Here is a 3,491-nt window from a genome sequence, read left to right as displayed (position 1 = left end):
CTGTTACACAACCGATGGACAGCCGTGCGTCCGTGTACGGCTGCTCCGCACACCCTCGTGACAAGGCCTCCGTAACGTCACCGGACGTCGGCAACGGGACCACCCGGCCGACGGCGGTACACGGGGTTTCACGGGGACGGAGGCGGTTGGAATGGCGCAGGGAGAGGTGCTCGGATTCGAGGAGTACGTACGGACCAGGCAGGACGCGCTGCTGCGCAGCGCCCGCCGGCTCGTCCCTGATCCGGTGGACGCGCAGGACCTGCTGCAGACCGCTCTGGTCCGCACCCTCGGCCGTTGGGACGGCATCGCCGACAAGTCCCTCGCCGACGCCTATCTGCGCCGCGTCATGATCAACACGCGTACGGAGTGGTGGCGGGCCCGCAAGCTCGACGAGGTCCCCACCGAGCAGCTCCCGGACGCGAGCGTCGACGACGGCGCCGAGCAGCGCGCCGACCGCGCCCTGCTCATGGACGTCCTCGGGGTACTGGCTCCGAAGCAGCGCAGCGTCGTCGTGCTGCGACACTGGGAGCAGATGAGCACGGAGGAGACGGCAGCGGCGCTCGGCATGTCCGCCGGTACGGTGAAGAGCACGCTGCACCGCGCCCTGGCACGTCTGCGCCAGGAGCTGGAGGACCGTGCGGCCAGGAGCCGTGAGGCCGAGGAGACACCGGCGCGGATTCCCACGCAGCGGAACAGGCGTCATGACGAGCGGGGGCGGGAGCGGTGCGCGGCCTGACAGGCAGCAGAGGGGGCACGACGGCCGGCCGCAGGAGACTCGGGGCCGGTCTGGTGGCGGGGAGTTCGGCGGTGGCCGGGCTCGCCGCCTTCGGGCTGTTCTGCGCCGGCTGTTCCACCGGGGGCACGGGTACACGCGACGAGGGCCCGGCAAGCGCCCAGCAGGTCGCCCGGGCCACGCCGTCGAGCACGGTTCCCACCGGTACGGCGAAGCCCGCCCCGCGGGTGAACGCCGTGACACTCGTCAAGAGCGACCCGAAGGTGAGCCGGCAGCTCAAGGCCGACCTGAAGCCCTGTGCCGGTGACGAGTACCCGGTCGACACCTCGTACGGCACGCTCACCGGCGGCTCGGCTGCCGATGTCGTGGTCAACGTGATGACCTGCGGCGATTCGGTGGGGGTCGGTACCTATGTCTACCAGCGGCACGACGACGGTTCGTACGGGAACGTCTTCGCCGCCGAGGTGCCCGCGGTCTACGGCACCATCGACCGGGGCGACCTGGTGGTGACGACACAGGTGTACGGGTCGAAGGACTCGGTCACCTACCCCTCCGGCGAGGACGTCGTCACCTACCGCTGGACCGCCGGCCGCTTCGCCGAGACCGACCGGGTGCACAACGATTTCAACCGGGCCGTCGGCAGCGGGGAGGGCGCCCTTCCCGCACCGCAGACGACGCAGAACTGAGAGCCGCTCGCATGGCCGAGACCCATGTCCTCTTCGTCGAGGACGACGACGTCATCCGCGAGGCCACCCAGCTCGCACTGGAGCGGGTCGGCTTCACGGTCACCGCGGTGCCCGACGGCCTGCTGGGCCTGGAGGCATTCCGCGCGGACCGTCCTGACATCGCGCTGCTGGACGTGATGGTGCCCGGCCTGGACGGCGTAAGCCTGTGCCGGCGCATCCGCGACGAGTCGACCGTGCCCGTGATCATGCTGTCGGCCAGGGCCGACTCGATCGATGTGGTGCTCGGCCTGGAGGCCGGGGCCGACGACTACGTCACCAAGCCCTTCGACGGCGCTGTGCTGGTCGCCCGCATCCGCGCCGTGCTGCGGCGCTTCGGCCACGCCGCCGGTGCGGGCGGGGCACCCGCCGGGGCCGGTGGGACACAGGACGAGGCGAGCGGTGTGCTGGTATTCGGCGACGTGGAGATCGACACCGAGGGCATGGAGGTACTCCGAGGGGGCGCACACGTGGGTCTGACACCCACGGAGATGCGGCTGCTGCTGGAATTCTCCTCGGCGCCCGGCACGGTGCTCTCCCGGGACAAGCTCCTGGAGCGGGTCTGGGACTACGGCTGGGGCGGGGACACCCGCGTCGTCGACGTCCACGTACAGCGGTTGCGCACCAAGATCGGGCAGGACCGGATCGAGACCGTCCGCGGCTTCGGCTACAAGCTGCGCGCATGAGGCGGCTGGCGCTGCGGACCGGAGTCCGCTGGAAGATCAGCATCGCGATCGCCGCCGTCGGCGCGCTCATCGCGCTGGCGCTGAGCCTCGTAGTCCACAACGCCGCCCGCGTCTCGATGCTGGAGAACGCGCGCGAGGTGCAGCTGGAGCGGCTGCTCTTCGCCCAGCGGCTGTACGAGGCGACGAACACGCAGAAGCCGTCGCCGAAATTCGGCGCCAAGATCAACGACCCGTCGCTGCCGACGAGCCTGCGCGGCCAGATCCGGGAGAACCGGCGCGCCACCCATGTCGACGAGTACGCGGACGGGGTGCCCGACGTCTGGGCGGCCGTACCGCTCGCCAACGGCGACGTCCTTTCTCTGCACACCCGGTTCGCCGACCGGAGCGCCACGATCATGGGCGACCTCGACCGGGCCCTGATCATCGGCTCGGTCTCGGTCGTCTTCGGCGGCTGCGCGCTGGGCGTCCTGATCGGCGGCCAGCTGTCCCGGAGACTGCGCAAGGCGGCGGCAGCGGCCGGCAAGGTCGCCCAGGGCAATACGGAGGTACGCGTACGGGAGGCCGTGGGCGGGGTCGTACGGGACGAGACCGACGAGCTGGCCCGGGCCGTGGACGCGCTCACGGACGCGCTGAACGAGCGGATCGAGGCGGAGCGCCGGGTCACCGCCGACATCGCCCATGAGCTGCGCACCCCGGTGACCGGGCTGCTCACGGCGGCCGAGCTGCTGCCCCCGGGCCGTCCCACGGAGCTCGTACGGGACCGGGCGCAGGCGATGCGGACCCTGGTCGAGGACGTCCTGGAGGTGGCCAGGCTGGACAGCGCCTCGGAGCGGGCCGAGCTGCAGGAGCTGCCGCTCGGCGAATTCGTCAGCCGGCGGATCCGGCTGCTGGATCCGGAGATCACGGTGCGGGTGGTGCACGAGTCCTGGGTGTCCACGGACCCACGGCGGCTGGAACGCATCCTGGGCAATCTGCTCGGGAACGCCGCCAAGCACGGGGCGGGCCCGGTCGAGGTCACGGTCGAGGGCCGGGTGGTGCGGGTCCGCGATCACGGGCCGGGTTTCCCGGAGGCGCTGCTGCGGGAGGGGCCGAGCCGGTTCCGTACCGGAAGCAGCGACAGGGCCGGGCGCGGCCACGGCCTGGGGCTGACCATCGCAGCGGGGCAGGCGCGGGTCCTGGGGGCCAGGCTGACGTTCCGCAACGCCGGGGGCGCCGACGGCGCGGGCGGGGCGGTCGCCGTGCTGTGGCTGCCTGAACACGCCCCGACGAACACAGGGAGCTTCCCCGTCCTGCGTCCGGCGGGAACGGGCTGAGAGGGAAGCGAGTGGGCCCCGGAGACATCTCGTCTCC

At 71.7% G+C, this 3,491-nt stretch carries 4 protein-coding genes; all 4 read left to right on the top strand.

All coding sequences use genetic code 11. The features are described 5' to 3' along the window. Positions 1-151: 151 nt before the first annotated feature. From ACFWFI_RS41805 to cseC, 4 genes are read left to right on the top strand one after another with little or no spacing between them, the layout of a single operon-like run. The gene (locus ACFWFI_RS41805; protein WP_387401054.1) at positions 152-736 is read left to right on the top strand and encodes a SigE family RNA polymerase sigma factor; all 585 of its coding nucleotides are present in this window, start codon (positions 152-154) and stop codon (positions 734-736) included. Beyond that, entirely contained in the window at positions 724-1,419 is a 696-nt protein-coding gene (locus ACFWFI_RS41800; protein ID WP_387401053.1) for a hypothetical protein, read from the top strand. The genes ACFWFI_RS41805 and ACFWFI_RS41800 overlap by 13 nt, the downstream gene beginning before the upstream one ends. 11 nt (positions 1,420-1,430) lie before the next feature. Continuing rightward, positions 1,431-2,141 carry a two-component system response regulator CseB gene (gene cseB / locus ACFWFI_RS41795; protein ID WP_387401052.1) on the top strand — a complete coding sequence of 237 codons (711 nt, stop codon included), beginning with the start codon at positions 1,431-1,433 and terminating at the stop codon, positions 2,139-2,141. Then, complete coding sequence (cseC, locus tag ACFWFI_RS41790; RefSeq protein WP_387401050.1) at positions 2,138-3,454, top strand: two-component system sensor histidine kinase CseC; 1,317 nt, start codon at positions 2,138-2,140, stop codon at positions 3,452-3,454. Before cseB ends, cseC begins: the two co-directional genes overlap by 4 nt. Positions 3,455-3,491 lie beyond the last annotated feature (37 nt).

Source organism: Streptomyces sp. NPDC060209 (assembly GCF_042728155.1).
Taxonomy (GTDB): domain Bacteria; phylum Actinomycetota; class Actinomycetes; order Streptomycetales; family Streptomycetaceae; genus Streptomyces.
The sequence above is the reverse complement of the archived record's forward strand: the minus strand, read 5'-3'. Positions and strand labels throughout refer to the sequence as shown.

Coding starts and splice junctions, on each gene's coding strand:
- ACFWFI_RS41805 (WP_387401054.1), top strand. CDS start 152: ATGGCGCAGGGAGAGGTGCTCGGATTCGAGGAGTACGTACGGACCAGG.
- cseB (WP_387401052.1), top strand. CDS start 1,431: ATGGCCGAGACCCATGTCCTCTTCGTCGAGGACGACGACGTCATCCGC.
- cseC (WP_387401050.1), top strand. CDS start 2,138: ATGAGGCGGCTGGCGCTGCGGACCGGAGTCCGCTGGAAGATCAGCATC.